The following is an 18,460-nucleotide window of genomic DNA, read 5'->3' on the forward strand; positions in this document are numbered from 1 at the left end:
CGCGGCTCAGACGTTCAGGCGGCTGAGTCGGGCGAGGGCGAGTCGACGGTGCGGCACGCGCCGCTCGGGGGCGAAGCGCTCGCGGAGGCGCGCGGGGAGCGCAGGATCCGCACCGAGGAGGTTCGCGAGCACCGGAGCGAGCCGCCGATCGTCGTAGCCGGGATCACGCGCGAGGTCGAAGGCCGTGCGCTCGACGGAGGTGCAGCGGCATCCGCCCGCGATCGTGAGGTCCTCCGTGGCGATCGTCACCTCGCGGATGAGCCGCCGTGGATCGCGGGACCGTGCGACGCGCGCCCCGTGCGGGACGCAGAACTCGGCGATGGACGGCGGCACCGGTGTCGCGCCGTGCACCCACGCAGCCGACCAGCCGGCGATCGCGGGGCCGTCGGGTGCGCCGCCGAGGGTTCGTGCGCGCACCGAGGGGAGGTCGGGCGCATCGATCGCGATCCACCGGTCGAGCACGGGCACGAGCTCGCCGTCGAGCCGAGCGGCGCAGAGCTCGGGCAGTGAGAACTCGGTGATGTCGAGGACGTCGGGGAGGCGGGGCATCCTGCGAGTCTGCCCCTGGAGGCGCCGAGAACGACGACGGCCGGGGCGTTCTGTGGAGAACGCCCCGGCCGAGGGTCGGATCGGTGGACCGGTGCTCAGCCGCCGACGGCCTTGAGCCAGGCCTGGCGAGCTTCGAGCGCCTCGCGCGCGGCGGCGATCGCCTTCGCGTCGCCGGCGGCCTCGGCGTCGCGGAGCTCGGACTCGAGCTTCGCGATGGCGTCCTGCAGCTGGCCGAGCATGCCCTCCGAGCGGGCCTTCTTCTCGGGGTCCTCGCGCTGCCAGCGCTCGTCCTCGAGCTGACGCACGTGCGTCTCGACCTTGCGCAGGCGATCCTCGATCACCCGGACCTGATCGCGGGGGACCCGCCCGATCTCGTCCCAGCGCAGCTGGATCGCGTTCAGCGCCGGACGAGCGCGCTTGGGGTCCTTCTCGCTCAGGAGCTGCTCGGCCTCGGTGATGAGCTCGAGCTTCTGCTCGAGGTTCTCGCGGTACTCGGCGTCGTCGCGCGCGTCGATCTCGGCCTTCGCGTGGAAGAGCACGTCGCCCGCGGCCTTGAACTTCGCCCAGAGCGCGTCGTCGACCTTCTTGCCGGCGCGGCCGGCCGCCTTCCAGTCGTCGAGGAGGGCGCGGTAGTCGCCGACGGCGTCGGCGCCACGCGGCGCGAGCGCCTCGGCGCGCTCGATGAGCTGCTGCTTGCGCGCCCGCACCTCGCGGTGGGCGCTGTCGAGCTGGGCGAAGAACGCCTTGCGGTGCGACTCGATCGTCGAGCGGGCCGTGCGGAACCGCTTCCAGAGCTCGTTCGCCTCGTTCTTGGGCAGGCGGGGGCCGTTCTGCTGGTGCTGCTGCCACTTGGCGAAGAGGGCGTCGAGCTCGGCGGACGTCTGCTTCCACTGCGTCTTCGCGGGGTCCTGGGCGGCGAGCGCCTCTGCGGCCTCGGCGATCGCGGTGCGCTCGGCGATGGCCTCGGCGAGCTGCGCCTTGGCCTCGGCCTGCTGCTGCTCGCTGAGCTCCTGGGTGGTGCCGGAGAGGGCGTCGAGCCGCCTGCGGAGCGCGTCGAGGTCGCCCACGGCCCGGGCGTCGGTCACGGATTCCTGCAGGGCGGCGACCGCCTTGGCCACGTCGGCCGCGGGGGCGCCGCGGCGGACGCGCTGCTCGAGCAGGCCGACCGCGCCGGCCAGGTCGGCGTACTTGCGCTCGAAGTAGGCGAGGGCCTCCTCAGCGGTGCCGTCGGGGTACTCGCCCACGGCCCGTTCGCCGTCGGCGGTCCGAACGAAGACCGTGCCCGTCTCGTCGACGCGGCCCCACGGTTGCTGATCTGATTCGGTCACGGCCTCACCCTGTCGTAGGTCGGTAGATGCCGCCTGACGGCGGCGGTGCGACATCAAGCCTATTGCACCTCCGGCGCGCGATGCCGGTCCCGCGGAGGCGCTCGGGAGCGCCCGCGCCGGTCACTGCAGCGTGAAGGAGTCGATCGTGACCGGCACGGCGGGCGCGCCGTCGCCGCCGCCGTCGGCCGTCCCCGCGTCGATCACCGCGGCGCGCAGCTCGTCGAGCCCGCTCGTCACGGTGCCGAGCACGGTGTAGCCGCCCGCGGCGTCGGTCGGCAGCGTCGTGTCCTCGTAGACGAGGAAGAACTGGCTGCCCTGGCTGTAGCCGTTCCCGGTCTGCCGCGCCATGGCGATCGTGCCGGCTGGGTACACGTTGTCGGCGGGCGCGTTCTCGACCGGGCCGTAGTTGTAGCCGGGGCCGCCGGTGCCGTCGCCGTTCGGGTCGCCGCACTGCAGCACGAACAGCCCGGAAGTGGTGAGCCGGTGGCAGCCGACGCCGTCGTAGAAGCCCGACTGCGCGAGGCTGATCTCGGAGGAGACGGCCTGCGGCGCGGCCGCGCCGTCGAGCTCGACCCCGAGCGGGATGCCGTTCAGGGTGAGCGTGCCCGTCCAGGTGCGCCCCTCGGCCAGCTCGGCCGACGGCACGTCGCCCTCGTTCGCGCCGGCGGGCTCGCTGGCCGCGGGGGACTCGCTCGGCGTCGCCTCAGGGGCGCCGGGGCCGCCGCTGAAGTAGAACAGCTGCGCGGCCGTGGCGAGCACGAGGACCACGACGAGTGCGAGCACCGCGATCACATTGTCGCGGGTCCGCCGGCGCTGCTTGCGCGTGTGGACCTCTTGCCGTGCCTGGTAGGTGCGAAGCCTCGCGCGCTCCTCGCGCGCCTGACGGTCGTTCGATGCCACGCTGCTCCTTCTCGGGACTCCTGCGAGCCGACTCTACGCAAGCGCCCCGCACCGTGCCAATCACCGCGTCGCCGCGGGACGCCGTGTCGGCGGGCGTCGCTACGCTGGAGGGCATGGTGGACACCGGTACGGGGCTGCGCTCCGGCGCGACCCCGTTGGCGGTGCGCATGCGTCCGACGAGCCTCGACGAGGTCGCCGGTCAGCGGCACCTGCTGAGCCCGGGCTCGCCCCTCGTGGCGCTCGCGAGCGACCGAGCGGGCACGAGCGGCTCCGTCTCGGTGATCCTCTGGGGGCCGCCCGGCACCGGCAAGACGACGCTGGCACAGGCGATCGCCCGCAGTTCCGGCCGACGCTTCGTCGAGCTCTCCGCGGTCACGGCCGGGGTGCGCGACGTCCGCCAGGTGATGGAGGAGGCGCAGTCGAGCCGCGATCTCTACGGGCTCTCCACGGTGCTGTTCCTCGACGAGATCCATCGCTTCACGAAGGCCCAGCAGGACGCGCTGCTGCCCGGCGTCGAGAACGGCTGGGTCATCCTCGTCGCCGCGACCACCGAGAATCCGTCCTTCTCGGTGATCTCGCCGCTGCTGTCCCGCTCGCTGCTGCTGACGCTCGAGCTGCTGAGCGACGACGACCTCGGCACGCTCGTCGATCGCGCCGCGAGCGATCCGCGCGGGCTCGCCGACGCCTTCGTGCTCGAGCCGGAGGCGCGCGAGGCGATCGTGCGCCTCGCCTCCGGCGACGCGCGCCGCGCGCTCACCGCGCTCGAAGCCGCGGCGAACTCGGCGATCGGCGAGTTCGCCGCCGCGCAGGCCGAGGCGGAGACGGCGGCCGAGCCTGACACCGACGCCGATGCGTCCTCCACCGAGGAGGCGGATGCCTCGGGCGAGGCGTCGAGCTCGAGCGCCGACGACTCCGCCGACGACTCCGCCGACGACACCGCCGCCGACTCCGCAGACGACGGCCCCGCCGCATCCGCCTCCGCGCCGGCGAAGCCCACGATCACCGCCGAGACGGTCGCGCGCGCCGTGGACCGCGCGCTGCTCCGTTACGACCGCAACGGCGACGAGCACTACGACGTCATCAGCGCGTTCATCAAGTCGGTGCGGGGGAGCGACGTCGATGCCGCACTGCACTACCTCGCGCGCATGATCGAAGCGGGCGAGGACCCGCGGTTCATCGCCCGGCGCATCATCGTGCTCGCCTCAGAGGACATCGGCATGGCCGACCCGACGGCCCTCGGCGTGGCGGTCGCCGCGGCCGACGCGGTCGCGCTCATCGGCATGCCGGAGGGGCGCATCCCGCTCGCGCAGGCCGTCGTGCACCTCGCGACCGCGCCGAAGTCCAACGCCTCGTACCTCGGCATCAACCAGGCGATCGCCGACGTCCGCGCCGGCAAGGCCGGCCGGGTGCCGAAGCACCTCCGCGACGCCCACTACGCCGGGGCGAAGCGGCTCGGGCACGGCAAGGGCTACCGCTACCCGCACGACGCGGAGATCGGCGTGGTGCCGCAGCAGTACCTCCCGGACACCCTGCGCGGGGCGCGGTACTACGAGCCCACGGAGCACGGCCACGAGCGCGAGCTCTCGGCGAGGCTCGCCAAGCTCCGGCGCATCGTGCGCGGCGAGGACTGAGCCCCGTGCTACGATTGCTGATGGCCTGAAGCCAGGTTTTCGCGTGCGGCTGCGCGATCTCCGACGGCGAAGTGGCGCGACCTGTAGCCGGTCGGCCCATGGCGAATCCCTCTGACTAGAGCTTTCCAGCGCGTTGTCGCGCGCCGGAACCCCGTTTCAGAACCTCCGAAAGGACCATTCGTGTCGAATCGTGCACGTAGCAAGACCCGCCTCTCGCGCGCGCTCGGCGTCGCCCTGACCCCGAAGGCCGCGCGCATCCTCGAGAAGCGCCCCTACGCCCCGGGCGAGCACGGCCGCACCAAGCGCAAGGCCGACAGCGACTACGCCGTCCGTCTCCGCGAGAAGCAGCGCCTCCGCGCCCAGTACGGCATCCGCGAGAAGCAGCTCCGCATCGCCTACAACGAGGCCAAGCGCATCGACGGCCAGACCGGTGAGAACCTCGTCGAGCTGCTCGAGATGCGTCTCGACGCCCTCGTGCTGCGCGCCGGCTTCGCCCGCACCATCGCGCAGGCCCGCCAGTTCGTGGTGCACCGCCACATCCTCGTCGACGGCAAGATCGTCGACCGCCCCTCGTTCCGCGTGAAGCCCGGTCAGCACATCGGCGTCAAGCAGCGCTCCGAGGGCACCGAGCCGTTCCAGGTCGCCGCTGCCGGCGGTCACGTGGACGTGCTGCCCAAGACCCCGGGCTACCTCGAGGTCCAGATCGACAAGCTGGAGGCGACCCTCGTGCGCCGCCCGAAGCGCGCCGAGGTCCCCGTCACCTGTGACGTGCAGCTCGTCGTCGAGTACTACGCCGCGCGCTGACCCAGCGTCGCGTGCAGGCCGGAGGGGTCGCGGGTTCGCCCGCGGCCCCTCCGTCGTCCCGGCGGGCGGGCCCTCGGCTCGCTTAGACTGGACGGAAGCGTCAGGGGCCGAGGTCCCTCGAACAGAGTTCGACCAGAGGAGCAATCGGTGAAGAGCGTGCTGTGGTTCGTCGCGGGCATCGCGGCGGGATTCGTCGTGGCCCACCAGGTGAACCAGACGGCCGAGGGCCGCAAGTTCTTCGAGTCGGTCGACGCCAAGGCCAGGGCGTTCGGCCAGGCCATCGCCGAGGGCTACCACGAGCGCGACGCCGAGCTCCGCGCCGCCGGCACCGACGAGCGCTGACCACTCGCGCCTTTCGCGCGCACAGTTCTCACCCCGCGTCGCGGGGTGCAACGACCCGGAACGGAACCATGCAGACTGCCGAGATCAGCCGTCGCTACATCGACTACTTCGCCGAGCGCGGGCACACCGTCGTCCCCTCGGCCTCGCTCGTCTCCGACGATCCCACCCTGCTCTTCACGGTCGCCGGCATGGTGCCGTTCGTGCCCTACCTCACCGGCGTCGTCCCGGCTCCGTATCCCCGCGCCGTCGACGTGCAGAAGTGCATCCGCACGAACGACATCGAAGAGGTCGGCAAGACCGCGCGCCACGGCACCTTCTTCCAGATGCTCGGCAACTGGTCGTTCGGCGACTATTTCAAGGAGGGGGCGATCACCTACGCGTGGGAGCTCCTCACCCGCTCCGAGGCCGACGGCGGTCTCGGCTTCGACGAGCGCGACCTCTGGGTGACGGTCTACGAGACCGACGACGAGGCGGCGGAGCTGTGGCAGAAGCTGATCGGCCTTCCGGCCGAGCGCATCCAGCGGCTCGGCAAGGCGGACAACTACTGGCACACCGGCCAGCCCGGCCCCGGCGGTCCGAGCTCGGAGATCTTCTTCGACCGCGGCCCGAAGTACGGCCGCGACGGCGGCCCGGCGGTCGACGACAGCCGGTTCATCGAGATCTGGAACCTCGTGTTCATGCAGGAGCTGCTGAGCGAGGTGCGCTCCAAGGTGGACTTCGACGTCGCCGGCCCGCTGCCGAAGAAGAACATCGACACCGGCATGGGCCTCGAGCGCGTCGCGTTCATCAAGCAGGGCGTCGAGAACATGTACGAGATCGATCAGGTGCGCCCGGTGCTCGACCGCGCAGCGGAGCTCTCCGGCCGGCGCTACGGCGCCGAGCACGAGGACGACGTGCGCATGCGCATCATCGCCGACCACGTGCGCTCCTCGCTCATGCTCATGAGCGACGGGGTCACGCCGTCGAACGAGGGCCGCGGGTACATCCTGCGGCGGCTGCTCCGCCGTTCGATCCGCGCGATGCGCCTGCTCGGGGTCGAGGGGCCGAGCTTCCACGAGCTCTTCGCGGCCTCACGCGACGCGATGAAGTCGGCGTACCCCGAGGTGGCGACCGACTACGCGCACCTCGAGCAGCTCGCCCTCGGCGAGGAGGACACCTTCCTCCGCACGCTCGCCTCGGGCACGTCGATCCTCGACGTCGCGGTGACGAAGACGAAGGAGCAGGGCTCCGCCGAGCTCGCCGGCGACACCGCGTTCCTGCTGCACGACACCTACGGCTTCCCGATCGAGCTCACCCTCGAGATGGCCGACGAGGCGGGCCTCCGCGTCGACCGCGGCGAGTTCGACCGCCTCATGAAGGACCAGCGCGATCGCGCGAAGGCCGATGCCAAGTCGAAGAAGCGGGTGCTCGCGGACCTCTCGGTCTACGCCGACTACCGCGCCAAGGGCGAGACGATCTTCACCGGCTACACCGAGCTGCAGACCGAGTCGAGCGTGCTCGGCCTCCTCGTCGACGGCCGGCCGGTGCAGCGCGCCACGGCGGGCCAGACCGCCGAGGTCATCCTCGCCGAGACCGCGCTGTACGCGGAGTCCGGCGGACAGGCGCCCGACCGCGGCCGCATCGTCGGCGACGGTTTCGAGCTCGAGGTGCTCGACGTGCAGCGCCCCGTCAAGGGCCTGATCAGCCACACCGTGCGGGTCGTCCGCGGCGAGGTCGGCGTCGGTGAGACCGCGACGAGCCTCGTCGACGAGGACTACCGTCGCGGCGCGACGCAGGCGCACTCGGGCACCCACCTCGTGCACGCGGCGCTGCGACAGGTGCTCGGACCGAACGCGCACCAGTCCGGCTCCTTCAACAAGGCCGGCTACCTGCGCCTCGACTTCGGCTGGAACTCGGCGCTCTCGAGCGAGACCCGTACCGAGATCGAGGAGATCGCGAACTCCGCGATCCGCGACAACCTCGAGGTCGTCACCCGCGAACTGCCCCTCGACGAGGCGAAGGCGCTGGGCGCCATGGCGCTCTTCGGCGAGAAGTACGGCGACGTCGTGCGCGTGGTCGACATCGGCGGCCCGTGGTCGCGCGAGCTCTGCGCCGGCACGCACGTGCGCACGAGCGCCGAGGTCGGCATGATCAACCTGATCGGGGAGTCCTCGGTCGGTGCGACGAACCGTCGCGTGGAGTCGCTCGTCGGTATCGAGGCCTTCCGGCAGTTCGCGGCCGAGCGGGCGCTCGTCGGCGAGCTCACGAGTTCGCTGAAGACCCGTCCCGAGCAGCTCGTCGACCGGGTCGGCGAGCTCGTGGCGAACCTGAAGGCGGCCGAGAAGAAGATCCAGGCCTACGAGGCGAAGGCGCTGAACGAGCGGGTCCCCGCGCTGGCCGCGACCGCGGTGCGCACGGGTGAGGTCCTCCTCGTCGCCGAGCACGTCGGCGGCCTCGGCTCCGGCGACGAGCTCCGTGCGCTCGCGCTCTCCGTGCGCACCCAGCTCGGCGACGCCGCCTCGGTGGTCGCGCTGACGGCCGAGGTCGGCGGCAAGCCCCTCGCGATCGTCGCGACCTCGCCGGCGGCCCGCGAGTCCGGCGCGAACGCCGGCGCGCTCGCGAAGCGCATGGCCGGCGTGCTCGGCGGCGGCGGCGGCGGCAAGCCCGACCTGGCCCAGGGTGGCGGCACGGACGTCACGGCGATCCCCGCGGCCCTCGCCGCGGTGCGCGACGAGCTCGGCCGCTAGGGTGCGCGACGGCGTCCGCCTCGGCGTCGATGTGGGCCGGGCCCGCATCGGCGTCGCCCGCTGCGACCCGTCGGCGATGCTCGCCGTGCCGGTCGAGACGGTGCCGCGCGCCGCGGAGGGCTCGGACGCCGATGTCCGCCGCATCCTCGAGCTCGCCGAGGAGTACGGGGCGTTCGAGCTCGTGGTGGGGCATCCGCTCTCGCTCTCCGGCAGCGCGACGCCCTCGACCGACGACGCGGTCGCCTTCGCCGAGCGGCTCGCGCGCGGCGGTGCGGCGGTGCGGCTGGTGGACGAGCGGATGTCGACGGTGACCGCGCAGCAGGCGCTCCGGGCGAGCGGGAAACGCGCCAAGCAGCAGCGGTCCATCATCGACCAAGCCGCAGCCGTTATCATTCTGCAACACGCCATCGACGCCGAACGCGCGTCGGGCAAGCCGCCGGGGCAGTCCCTCGGCACCGACGAAGGGCCACCACCCCTGTGACTCAGCTCCCCCCTGAGCAGCGCGCCCCGCGCGAGCCGACCGGTCTCGACTGGGACACGATCCTCACCGGCGACGAGTCCCGACCGCGGCGCGACGCCCGGGCGGGCGGCCCGTCCGGGCGCGAGTCCCAGGGGGGCGAGGACCCGTTCGCGCAGCGCGACCATCCGGTGGCGCCGCGGACGAACGATCCGTTCGCCTCGGACGACGAGGTGCCGCTCACCCGGCGCGAGCGCCGGGAGCTGGAGGAGCGTCAGTCGCTGTTGGAGGCCGCCCCGACGACGGGTCCCAGCGAGGCGCAGCGGCCGAGCCGCGCCGAGCGGCGCTCGGCCGCCGGCATCGACGACCCCGGCGCCCCGACGAAGCCGAAGCGGCGCGGGGCCTGGGGCTGCCTGATCGCCCTGCTCGTCGTCGTGGCGCTCGGCGCCGGCGCGTTCTTCTTCCTCCAGGGCCCGATCTCCGCGGTCATCGAGCGGTTCCAGCCGGCGGCCGACTACGAGGGCACTGGCTCGGGCGAGGTCACCTTCATGATCCTGGACGGCGACACCGGCTCCTCCATCGCGGAGAATCTCTACGAGGAGGGCGTCGTCGCGTCCTCGGAGGCCTTCTACGAGCTGCTGCTGCAGCAGGAGCCCGAACCGGAGTTCCACCCCGGCGCGTACCGGCTCGCCGAGAAGATGAGCGCGAAAGCCGCGCTCGAGGCGCTCGAGGACCCGGCGAACAAGCTCGAGAACACCTTCGTGATCCCGGAGGGCACCGCCACGGCCGATGCGCTGTCGATCATCGCCGAGGGCGCGGGGGTGCCGCTCGAGCAGCTGCAGGCCGCGGCGGCCGAGTCGCCGCAGAGCTACGGATTGCCGGCCGAGGCGCAGTCGCTCGAAGGCTTCCTCTTCCCGGCGACTTACACCGTCGACCCGGCGCTCGACGCCCGCGGCGTGCTGCAGACGCTCGTCGACCGGCAGTTCCAGGCCCTCGACGACGCCGGGGTCGCCCCCGCCGACCGGTGGCGCACGATCGTGCTCGCCTCCCTCATCCAGCGCGAGGCCGGGCTCCGGGACGACTACTACAAGGTCTCCCGCGTGTTCCAGAACCGCCTGGACCCGGCACAGTGGGAGTCGGGACTCCTGCAGTCCGACGCGACGGTCGCGTACGGCACCGGGAACACCCACCGCGTCAGCACCACGGACGCCGAGCGCGCCGACGCCGGCAACCCGTACAACACCTACGTGCACCCCGGGCTGCCCGTCGGGCCGATCTCCAACCCGGGCGATCTCGCGATCGACGCCGCGCTGCACCCCGCCGACGGCACCTGGCTCTTCTTCGTGACGTGGAACCTCGACACGGGTGAGACCATCTTCTCCACGACCGTCGAAGAGCACGACGCGGCCGTGGCGAAGTGGTTGGCCTGGATGGACGAGCACCCGGAGTACCAGTGAGCGGCGGCGTCGACGGCCCCGCCGCGCACCGGCTCGCCGTGCTCGGCTCGCCGATCGCGCACTCGAAGTCTCCGGCCCTGCACCGCGCCGCCTACGCGGCGCTCGGCTTCGACTGGCAGTACGAGGCCGTCGAGGTGGCGTCGGCCGGCCTGGCCGAGTTCGTGGGCTCGCGGGATGCCTCGTGGCGCGGGCTCTCGCTCACGATGCCCTTGAAGCAGGAAGTGCTCCCGCTCGTCGACGAGCTCGACCGCCGCGCCCGGCTCACGGGCGCCGCGAACACCCTGCGCTTCGACGGCCGACGCCGGCTCGGCTTCAACACCGACGTCGGGGGCATCGTCGGTGCGCTCGCGGATGCCGGGTTGACCGCGTCGGCTCGCGCCGGCGTCGTCGGCGGGGGAGCGACGGCCGCGTCCGCGATCGCCGCGATCGCGGAGCTCGGGGCGAGCGAGGTCGAGGTCTTCGTGCGCACCCCGGCGCGCGCGGCGGCGCTCGAACCGCTCGCCGGCTCGCTCGGGCTCCGGATCGTCGTGCGGCGACTCGACGAGCTGTCCGGTGCCGGAGGGCTCGACCTCGTCGTGGCGACGGTGCCCGGCGGCACCGAGCTCGGCGTGCGGCCGAGCGCGGCGCTCATCGAGGGGGCCGCCCTGCTCGAGGTCGCCTACGACCCGTGGCCGAGCCCGCTCGCGGCGGCCTGGCTCGACGGCGGCGGCACGGTCGTGCACGGGCTCGGCATGCTCCTGCATCAGGCGCTGCTCCAGGTGCGGGTGTTCGCGAACGGCGACCCCGAGCTGCCGCTGCCCGGCGAGGCCGAGGTGCTCGCGGCAATGCGGGCGGCGATCGCCTGAGGCATCCGCCGCGTCGCCGTTCGACGCGCGCCGCCGCGGTGTCACGCGGAGGGCGCGTCCCCTCCGCTGTGGAAGGATAGAGCCATGCTTCGTTGGCTCACTGCCGGTGAGTCGCACGGCCCCGAACTCGTCGCGATCCTCGAGGGCCTCCCCGCCGGCATCCCCGTCTCGCTCGATCAGGTCCGAGAGGACCTCGCACGGCGCAAGCTCGGCTACGGCCGCGGCGCGCGCATGAAGTTCGAGCAGGACGAGCTCGCCATCTCGGGCGGGGTGCGCCACGGCCTGAGCCTCGGCAGCCCGATCGCCCTGCGCGTCGGCAACACCGAGTGGCCGAAGTGGCAGGAGGTCATGAGCCCCGAGCCGATCGATCAGGACCGTCTCGGTCGTGGCCGCGGTGCGCCGCTGACCCGGCCGCGGCCGGGCCACGCCGACCTCGTCGGCATGCAGAAGTACGGCTTCGACGAGGCCCGCCCGGTGCTCGAGCGCGCGAGCGCCCGCGAGACCGCGGCCCGTGTCGCGCTCGGCGCCGTGGCGAAGTCCTTCCTCGCGGAGCTCGGCATCCGCACCATCGCGCACACCCTGTCGATCGGCCCGGTGCGCGTGCCGGAGGGCGCCGCCCTGCCGCTGCCCGCCGATCTCGCGGCGGTCGACGCCGACCCGCTGCGCTGCTTCGACGCCGAGACTTCGGTGCGCATGGTCGCCGAGGTCGACGACGCCCACAAGTCCGGCGACACGCTCGGCGGCGTCGTCGAGGTGCTCGCCTACGGCGTCCCCCCGGGGCTCGGCTCGCACGTGCACTGGGACCGTCGCCTCGACGGGCAGCTCGCCGCCGCGCTCATGGGCATCCAGGCGATCAAGGGCGTCGAGGTCGGCGACGGCTTCGAGACGACCCGCCGCCGCGGCTCCGAGGCGCACGACGAGCTGCACCTCGACCGCGGTCGCATCGTCCGCGCGAGCGATCGCGCCGGCGGCACCGAGGGCGGCATGTCGACCGGCACCGTGCTGCGGGTCCGGGCGGGCATGAAGCCCATCGCCACCATCCCGCACGCGCTGCCGACGGTCGACGTCGCGACGGGCGAGCCGGCTCCCGCGCACCACCAGCGCTCCGACGTCTGCGCCGTGCCCGCGGCGGGCGTCGTCGCCGAGGCGATGGTCGCGCTCGTGCTCGCGAACTCCGTGCTCGAGAAGTTCGGCGGCGACTCGCTCGCCGAGACCCGCCGGAACCTCGAGGCGTACCTCGCCGCGATCCCCGAGGCGCTCACCAGCGCCGGGGCGGACGGCGGCGCCGGGCTCGCGGCCGGCGCGGCGGGATGACGGCGGCGGGCGCCGCCGCGCCCGGTGCGCCCGTGCTGCCGCTGGTGCTGATCGGGCCGATGGGGGCGGGCAAGTCCCGGGTGGGCCAGAAGCTCGCCGCCGAGATCGCTGCGCCGTTCGTGGACACCGACGCCCGCATCGTCGAGCGCTACGGACCCATCGAGGAGATCTTCGCCCGCGAGGGCGAGGAGTACTTCCGCATCGTCGAGCGCGAGATCGTCGCCGAGTCCCTTGCCGAGGAGGCGGTGGTCTCGCTGGGCGGGGGAGCCGTGCTGCATCCGGCGACGCGCATCGACCTCGCGGAGCTGCCCGTGGTGTGGCTGCAGGTGAGCGCCGCCGCGGTGGCCCCGCGACTGGCCGGCAGCGCGCGCCCGCTGATCGCCCAGGGCGGGATCGACGCCTGGACCCGCATCCGCGACGAGCGGGCGCCCATCTACGCCTCCCTCGCCGACCTCGCCATCGACACCTCGCGCCGCTCGGTCGCGCGGATCGTCACCGACATCACCGAGCGCTTCGGAGGAACAGCATGACCGCAGTCGAGCCGCAGGCCGAGCCGACCGTGATCCGGGTCGGCGGCGACGAGGGCTACGACGTCGTGGTGGGCCGCGGCGTGGTCGCGCGCATCGGCGACGCGCTCGGGCCGGCCGTGCGCAAAGTGCTCCTCGTGCATCCGGCGACGCTCGGCGCCCGGGCCGCCGAGCTCCGCGAGTCGCTCACCGACCGCTTCGAGGTCATCCTCGCGGAGATCCCCGACGCGGAGGCCGGCAAGCGGGTCGAGGTCGCCGCGTTCTGCTGGCAGATCCTCGGCCAGGCCGACTTCACCCGCAGCGACGCCGTCGTCGGCATGGGCGGGGGCGCCGTCACCGACCTGGCGGGCTTCGTCGCGGCGACCTGGCTGCGCGGCGTCCGCGTGGTGCAGGTGCCGACGACCGTGCTCGGCATGGTCGACGCCGCCGTCGGCGGGAAGACCGGGATCAACACGAACGAGGGCAAGAACCTGGTCGGCGTGTTCCACGCGCCGGCCGAGGTCATCTGCGACCTCGACCTGCTCGACACGCTGCCGAAGAACGAGATCCTCGCCGGTTTCGCCGAGATCGTGAAGGCCGGGTTCATCCGCTACCCGGAGATCCTCGACACCATCGAGGCCGACCCGGAGCGCGCCACCGATCCCGCGACGCCCGAGTTTCGCCGGGTCGTCGAGCTCGCGATCCGGATGAAGGCCGACGTCGTCACCGAGGACTTCAAGGAGGCAGGCCTCCGCGAGATCCTGAACTACGGCCACACGCTCGGGCACGCGGTCGAGCACGCCGAGCGCTACCAGTGGCGGCACGGCGCCGCCGTCGCGGTCGGCATGATGTTCGCCGCGGAGCTCGGCCGCCTCTCCGGACGCCTCTCCGACGAGGTCGCCGACCGGCACCGGCGCGTGCTCGAGCTGCTGAGCCTGCCGACGAGCTACCCGGCGGGCCGGTGGAACACGCTGCTCGCCACCATGCAGCGCGACAAGAAGTCGCGCGGCGGCCAGCTGCGCTTCATCGTGCTCGACGACCTCGCGAAGCCGACCGTGATGCAGGCCCCCGACCAGTCGATGCTCTTCGCGGCGTACCAGGAGATCGGCTCGTGAGCCGAGCCATCCGGGCCGCCGCTAGGCTGAGCGCATGACGACGATCCTCGTGCTGAACGGGCCGAACCTCGGCCGCCTCGGCACCCGCGAACCGGAGGTGTACGGCAGCGAGACGCTCGCCGACATCGAGGCGTCGCTGCGCGTCGGGCTGCCCGAGGGCGTCGAGCTCGAGCTGCGGCAGACCGACGACGAGGGCGAGCTCATCCGCTGGATCCACGAGGCCGTCGACCGGGCCACCCCCGTGGTGCTGAACCCGGCCGCGTTCACGCACTACAGCTACGGCTTGCGCGACGCCGCGGCCCTGCTGAAGCAGGCCGGCGTGCCGCTCATCGAGGTGCACCTCTCGAACCCGCACGCGCGGGAGCGCTTCCGGCACACGAGCGTCATCTCGGCGGTCGCGACGGGCGTCATCGCCGGCTTCGGCAGCGACTCCTATCGCCTCGCCGTGCAGCAGCTGCTGCGCATCGTCTAGAATCGTTCGTCGGCCCGCGTGCGCCACCGCCTGCGGCCGAACGACTTCACCGAAACGGAACGGAATCCACGCGCATGGCATCGACCGCAGACATCAAGAACGGCGTCGTCCTCAGCATCGACGGCCAGCTCTGGAGCGTGATCGAGTTCCAGCACGTCAAGCCCGGCAAGGGCGGCGCCTTCGTCCGCACCAAGCTGAAGAACGTCGTCACGGGCAAGACCGTCGACCGCACCTACAACGCGGGCGCGAAGGTCGACATCGAGAACGTCGACCGCCGCGACTTCACGTACCTCTACAACGACGGCGACGGCTTCGTCTTCATGGACGCGGTCGACTACGACCAGATCACCGTCCCCGCGGCGACCGTCGGCGACGCCGCGAACTTCATGCTCGAGAACCAGGCCGTCACCATCGCCCTGAACAACGGCAACCCGCTGTACGTCGACCTCCCCGCCTCGGTCGTGCTCGAGATCACCTATACCGAGCCGGGCCTGCAGGGCGACCGCTCGACCGGCGGCACCAAGCCCGCCACCGTCGAGACCGGCTACGAGATCCAGGTGCCGCTCTTCCTCGAGACCGGCACCAAGGTCAAGGTCGACACCCGCACGGGCGACTACCTCGGCCGCGTGAACGACTAGTGAGCGCACGGACCAAGGCTCGCAAGCGCGCGCTCGATCTGCTCTACGCCGCGGAGATGCGCGGGATGCCGGTCGAGCAGCTGCTCGTCGTCGAGGCCGAGAAGGCCGCCGGCGAACCGGAGCGCCAGGCGTCCTGGCTGTACGCCCGCGAGATCGTCGACGGCATCGTCGACCACCGGGCCGAGATCGACGAGCTCATCACGACGCACTCGCGCGGCTGGACGCTCGAGCGCATGCCCGCGGTCGACCGTGCGCTGCTGCGCATCGGCGTCTGGGAGATCGTCTACAACGACGAGGTGCCCGACGCGGTCGCGATCGCCGAGGCCGTCGAGGCGGCGACGGTGCTCTCGACCGACGACTCGGCCGGTTTCGTGAACGGGCTGCTCGCCGCGGTCGCGCACGCGAAGGCCTGACGCACCGCGTTTCACACGCTCCACCCGCGACGGCGGGCCGCCCCGGCGGCCCGCCGTCCGGCGTTCAGCCGAGCACGAGGCGGCGGGCGGCCTTCGAGTGCGCCGAGATCAGCCCGTCGAGGTCGAGCCCGGGGATGCGGCCGTCGACGACCCGCCATTCGCCGCCCACCATGACGCGATCGGCGCGGTCCGCCCCGCAGAGCACGAGCGCCGCGATCGGGTCGTGGCTGCCCGAGAAGCGCAGCTCGTCCAGCGTGAACAGTGCGAGGTCGGCCTGCTTGCCGAGCTCGATCGACCCGAGCTCGCCGTCGCGGCCGAGCGCCCGCGCCGAACCCAGGGTCGCCCAGCCGAGCGCTCGGGTGACGGGCACGTCGGCGCCGTAGCGGAGGCGCTGGAGGTAGAGCGCCTGGCGCACCTCCTGGATGAGGTTCGAGGAGTCGTTCGAGGCGGAGCCGTCCACGCCGAGGCCGACGGGGACGCCGGCATCCTCCAGCTCGATCGCGCGCGCGATGCCCGAGGCGAGCCGCATGTTCGAGGTCGGGCAGTGCGCGACCCCGGTGCCCGCTGCCCCGAGGCGGGCGATCTCCTGCTCGTCGAAGTGGATGCCGTGGCCGAGCCAGCTCTGCGGGCCCAGCCAGCCGACGCTCTCGAGGTAGTCGACGGTGCGCAGGCCGAAGCGCTCCCGGCAGAACTCCTCCTCGTCGAGGGTCTCGGCGAGGTGCGTGTGCAGGCGCACCCCGCGGCGGGCGGCGAGCTCGGCGCTCTCCGACATGATCTCCCGCGTCACCGAGAACGGCGAGCACGGTGCGAGCGCGATGTGGACATCGGCGTCGGGCTCGGTCGAGTGGTAGCGGTCGATGAGGCGTTCCGAGTCGGCGAGGATGACGTCGCCGTCCTGCACGACGCTCTGCGGCGGCAGCCCGCCGTCGCGCTGGCCGAGGGTCATCGAGCCGCGCGTGAGCGTCGCCCGCATGCCGAGCCGCCGCACGGCCTCGACCTCGAGATCGATCGCCTCGTCGAGCCCCTCGGGGAAGACGTAGTGGTGGTCGGCCGCGGTCGTGCAGCCGGAGAGCAGGAGCTCGGCGAGCGCGACGGTCACGGCGAGCTCGAGGCTCTCCGGCGTGAGCCGCGCCCAGACCGGGTAGAGGCCCTGCAGCCAGGGGAAGAGCTTCGCGTCGGCGACGGGCGCCCAGGCCCGGGTGAGCGTCTGGAAGAAGTGGTGATGGGTGTTGATGAGCCCCGGGAGTACGACGTGGTTCGCCGCGTCGAAGACCTCGCTGACCGGCTTCGACGGGGTGGCGCCGGAGCGGAGGAGTTCGACGATGCGGCCGCCCTCGACGACGATGCCGCCGTCGGCGGCGCCGGGGGCGTGATCGGCGGCCGTGAAAACGGCGGCGGGGTTCTTGATCCAGACTCGTGCCATGAGCGGCATCCCTTCGACGGTGGAGGAGTGGTGCCAGCTCAGTGTTGACCTGTCTGCTGATCCAGGTCGCGCCAGACTATGTGCGCGGCGGACGCTGCGTCAACGCCGTACGATCCGAGCCTCCCGCTCAGGGCGTTGGCGTGCGGGCGTCGTAGTCCCGGAAGCCGCGCTGGAGGCGGAGGATCGCGACGGCCGCCGCGACGACGAGCAGCCCGCCGAACAGGGGCGGGAACCAGAGCGCGACGGCGGTCGCGAGGATGCCGACCCAGAGGTCGCCGAGGCGCGGACCGCCGGTGACGACCACCTGGAACACCCCCTGCATCCGCCCCTGCAGCTCGTCGGGCACCGCGGTCATCAGCATCGTGCTGCGGAAGATCGCGCTCACCTCGTCGGCGGCCCCCGCACCGGCGAGGAGGACGGCGGCGACGAGCAGCGCCGGCAGGCTCAGTGCGGTGTCCCCGCTCGGTGACCGCCCGGCGAGCACCACGGCGATGACGACGCCGAAACCGGCGATGCACGCGCCGTACGCGATGACCGAGCGGCCGATCGCGAGGCCGTAGCGGCGCACGTGCATCACCCGCCCGCTCAGCAGGCTGGTGAGGAAGGTGCCGACGGCGAACGCGGCGGTGAGCGCGCCGGCGGTCGCCGCCCCGCCGCCGATCGCGACCGCGCCGACGGCCGGGAGAAGCGCATACGGGCGGCCGAAGGTCATGGCGGCGAGGTCGATCAGGAAGCCGGCGCGGATGTTCGGCGCCCCGCGCAGGAATCGGAAGCCGTCCGCGAGGGCGGCGAAGCCCCTGCGTCGTGCGGCCCCCGCCTCGACCGGGCTCGGCGGAACGGCGGGCAGCGTGAGGATGCCGAGGAAGCCCGCGCTGAACAGGACGAGATCCACGGTGAAGGTGAGGGGGTAGCCGATGGAGGCGACGAGCAGGCCGCCGAGCGCGGGGCCGAGCGTGAGCTGCACGCCGATCCCGATCCCGCTGAGCGCCGCCGCCCGCGACACGAGCGCCGGGGCGAGCAGCCTCGGGGTCACCGCCGTCCGGGTGGCGCCGGTGACCGTCGCGCACACCGAGATGACGGTGGTGAGCGCGTAGAACGGCCAGAGCGCGACCGCGCGGCCGGCCTCGTGCTCGGCCGCGCTGACGGCCGAGACGGCGACGAGTGCGGCGGTGGCCGCCCAGGTGGTGCTCGCGCTCACGATGAGCAGACGCCGGCGGTCGAGGGCGTCGGCGAGGACGCCGCCCCACAGCCCGGCCACGAGCATCGGCAGCAGCGCGATGCCGCCGACCAGGCCGACCGCCAGGGTCGAGCGCGTGAGCTCGTAGAGCTGCAGGCCGACCGCGAGCACCGTCAGCTGCGCGCCGATACCCGCGATCGTGCCGCCGATCCAGAGCCGGGCGAACGCCGGGGACTCCCGCAGCGGTGCGAGATCGACGAAGTGCGATCGCCGCGGCCGGGGAGAAGTCACCTGAGCATCGTACGCACGGCGAAACAGTCCCGGGCGCGCTGCTAAACTCGACGGAGTTTGGCAACCTTTAAG

At 72.8% G+C, this 18,460-nt stretch carries 18 protein-coding genes; 13 read left to right on the plus strand and 5 right to left on the minus strand.

Going from position 1 to position 18,460, the window contains the following annotated elements; all coding sequences use genetic code 11:
- Nucleotides 1-6 precede the first annotated feature (6 nt).
- From IEY71_RS09170 to IEY71_RS09180, 3 genes are all read right to left on the minus strand, one after another.
- Nucleotides 7-549, minus strand: a complete 543-nt coding sequence (locus IEY71_RS09170) for a type IV toxin-antitoxin system AbiEi family antitoxin (RefSeq protein WP_189084891.1) — start codon at nt 547-549, stop codon at nt 7-9.
- Between the two features lie 95 nt (nt 550-644).
- Complete coding sequence (locus IEY71_RS09175) at nt 645-1,877, minus strand: DUF349 domain-containing protein (RefSeq protein ID WP_189084892.1); 1,233 nt, start codon at nt 1,875-1,877, stop codon at nt 645-647.
- Nucleotides 1,878-1,997: 120 nt separating this feature from the next.
- Nucleotides 1,998-2,777 (minus strand): peptidylprolyl isomerase, encoded by a 780-nt coding sequence (locus IEY71_RS09180; protein WP_189084893.1) that lies wholly within the window; start codon nt 2,775-2,777, stop codon nt 1,998-2,000.
- A gap of 113 nt (nt 2,778-2,890) precedes the next feature.
- Here IEY71_RS09180 and IEY71_RS09185 point away from each other — a divergent pair, with 113 nt between their 5' ends.
- The 13 genes from IEY71_RS09185 to nusB all read left to right on the plus strand — a co-directional run bounded on the left by IEY71_RS09185 (nt 2,891) and on the right by nusB (nt 15,497).
- Entirely contained in the window at nt 2,891-4,408 is a 1,518-nt protein-coding gene (locus IEY71_RS09185) for a replication-associated recombination protein A (protein WP_189084894.1), read from the plus strand.
- A 180-nt stretch (nt 4,409-4,588) separates the two neighbouring features.
- Nucleotides 4,589-5,212 carry a 30S ribosomal protein S4 gene (rpsD, locus tag IEY71_RS09190; RefSeq protein ID WP_189084895.1) on the plus strand — a complete coding sequence of 208 codons (624 nt, stop codon included), beginning with the start codon at nt 4,589-4,591 and terminating at the stop codon, nt 5,210-5,212.
- Nucleotides 5,213-5,359: 147 nt separating this feature from the next.
- Nucleotides 5,360-5,554: a hypothetical protein gene (locus IEY71_RS09195; RefSeq protein WP_189084896.1), complete on the plus strand. Its 195-nt coding sequence runs from the start codon at nt 5,360-5,362 to the stop codon at nt 5,552-5,554.
- Between the two features lie 68 nt (nt 5,555-5,622).
- Complete coding sequence (gene alaS / locus IEY71_RS09200) at nt 5,623-8,280, plus strand: alanine--tRNA ligase (protein ID WP_189084897.1); 2,658 nt, start codon at nt 5,623-5,625, stop codon at nt 8,278-8,280.
- 1 nt (nt 8,281) lies between these two features.
- Entirely contained in the window at nt 8,282-8,761 is a 480-nt protein-coding gene (ruvX, locus tag IEY71_RS09205; RefSeq protein ID WP_189084898.1) for a Holliday junction resolvase RuvX, read from the plus strand.
- Nucleotides 8,758-10,194 carry an endolytic transglycosylase MltG gene (mltG, locus tag IEY71_RS09210; RefSeq protein ID WP_189084899.1) on the plus strand — a complete coding sequence of 479 codons (1,437 nt, stop codon included), beginning with the start codon at nt 8,758-8,760 and terminating at the stop codon, nt 10,192-10,194. Before ruvX ends, mltG begins: the two co-directional genes overlap by 4 nt.
- Nucleotides 10,191-11,039 (plus strand): shikimate dehydrogenase, encoded by an 849-nt coding sequence (locus IEY71_RS09215; RefSeq protein WP_229781606.1) that lies wholly within the window; start codon nt 10,191-10,193, stop codon nt 11,037-11,039. The genes mltG and IEY71_RS09215 overlap by 4 nt, the downstream gene beginning before the upstream one ends.
- Before the next feature lie 84 nt (nt 11,040-11,123).
- Entirely contained in the window at nt 11,124-12,353 is a 1,230-nt protein-coding gene (aroC, locus tag IEY71_RS09220; protein WP_189084900.1) for a chorismate synthase, read from the plus strand.
- Nucleotides 12,350-12,883, plus strand: a complete 534-nt coding sequence (locus IEY71_RS09225) for a shikimate kinase (RefSeq protein WP_229781607.1) — start codon at nt 12,350-12,352, stop codon at nt 12,881-12,883. Before aroC ends, IEY71_RS09225 begins: the two co-directional genes overlap by 4 nt.
- Nucleotides 12,880-13,974 carry a 3-dehydroquinate synthase gene (aroB, locus tag IEY71_RS09230; RefSeq protein WP_189084901.1) on the plus strand — a complete coding sequence of 365 codons (1,095 nt, stop codon included), beginning with the start codon at nt 12,880-12,882 and terminating at the stop codon, nt 13,972-13,974. Before IEY71_RS09225 ends, aroB begins: the two co-directional genes overlap by 4 nt.
- Nucleotides 13,975-14,008: 34 nt before the next feature.
- A complete protein-coding gene (gene aroQ, locus IEY71_RS09235) occupies nt 14,009-14,446 on the plus strand; it encodes a type II 3-dehydroquinate dehydratase (protein ID WP_189084902.1) in 438 nt (145 codons plus the stop codon).
- A gap of 74 nt (nt 14,447-14,520) precedes the next feature.
- Nucleotides 14,521-15,084, plus strand: coding sequence for an elongation factor P (gene efp, locus IEY71_RS09240; protein ID WP_189084903.1), 564 nt, complete (start codon nt 14,521-14,523; stop codon nt 15,082-15,084).
- The gene (gene nusB / locus IEY71_RS09245) at nt 15,084-15,497 is read left to right on the plus strand and encodes a transcription antitermination factor NusB (protein ID WP_189084904.1); all 414 of its coding nucleotides are present in this window, start codon (nt 15,084-15,086) and stop codon (nt 15,495-15,497) included. Before efp ends, nusB begins: the two co-directional genes overlap by 1 nt.
- Before the next feature lie 64 nt (nt 15,498-15,561).
- Here the strand turns inward: nusB and IEY71_RS09250 are convergent, their stop codons facing one another.
- Both IEY71_RS09250 and IEY71_RS09255 read right to left on the minus strand, forming a co-directional pair.
- Nucleotides 15,562-16,920 carry an 8-oxoguanine deaminase gene (locus IEY71_RS09250; protein WP_189084905.1) on the minus strand — a complete coding sequence of 453 codons (1,359 nt, stop codon included), beginning with the start codon at nt 16,918-16,920 and terminating at the stop codon, nt 15,562-15,564.
- Nucleotides 16,921-17,047: 127 nt separating this feature from the next.
- On the minus strand, nt 17,048-18,388 hold the full coding sequence (locus IEY71_RS09255) for an MFS transporter (protein WP_189084906.1): 1,341 nt from the start codon (nt 18,386-18,388) through the stop codon (nt 17,048-17,050).
- Nucleotides 18,389-18,460: the final 72 nt, after the last annotated feature.

It is taken from the genome of Agromyces mediolanus, from assembly GCF_014648575.1.
GTDB lineage: Bacteria > Actinomycetota > Actinomycetes > Actinomycetales > Microbacteriaceae > Agromyces > Agromyces mediolanus.